The 758-nt window shown below is 63.3% G+C and carries 1 protein-coding gene; it reads left to right on the top strand.

All coding sequences use genetic code 11. From position 1 onward, the window contains the following. Positions 1-758: extracellular solute-binding protein (locus KHO31_RS39005; protein WP_211626153.1), on the top strand; the 758-nt coding region annotated here is incomplete at both ends.

The raw sequence follows: 758 nt of genomic DNA on the forward strand, positions 1-758 counted from the left end.
TTGCGCAACATCGCCGCCACGTTCACGGCGAAAACCGGCGCGAAGGTGATCGCCGACCGCGCCGACGGCACGTCCGGCATGGTCGCCAAGGTCAAGGCCGCGGGCGACCGCCCCACTTATGACGTCATCACGCTGGCCGGTGTCGGCGCGGCGGGTCTCGGCGACGCGGGTCTCCTGATGAAGCCAGATCTCGACAGGCTGCCGAACCTGAAGGACGTCGCGCCGCAATACCGCACCGGCGCGAACGGCTTCGGCGTCGGTTATCTGCTGTGGTCGGACGGGTTGATCTACAACACGTCGACGGTCAAGACGGCGCCAACCACGTACGAAGCACTATGGGACCCGAAGTACGCCGGGCGTCTGTTCCTGCCGCCGCCCGAGTGGGCCGAAGCCGTGGACCTCGCAATCATCGCAGCCAAGATGAACGGCGGTTCGCAGCAGAACATCGAACCGGGTTTCAAGAAGCTGCTGGAACTGAAGGATCGCGTGATGACGCTCGGCGAGAACCCGAACCAGGTGGCCGATCTGTTCCGCACCGGTTCGCTCGATATCGGCGGCATCTATTCACCGGCCTTTTTCCCCGACCAGATCCGCAAGCCCGAGTACAAGATGGGCGTGACCTACGGCATGAAGGAAGGCTTCGCCACACAGCTCATGTTCACGGTGATCCCGAAGTCGCATCCCGCTGACAGCGATCTGATCCACGCCTTCATTAACCATTCGCTTGATGCCGGCGTGCAAGGCCGCATGGCTGCCGA

It is taken from the genome of Paraburkholderia domus, from assembly GCF_905220705.1.
Lineage (GTDB): Bacteria > Pseudomonadota > Gammaproteobacteria > Burkholderiales > Burkholderiaceae > Paraburkholderia > Paraburkholderia domus.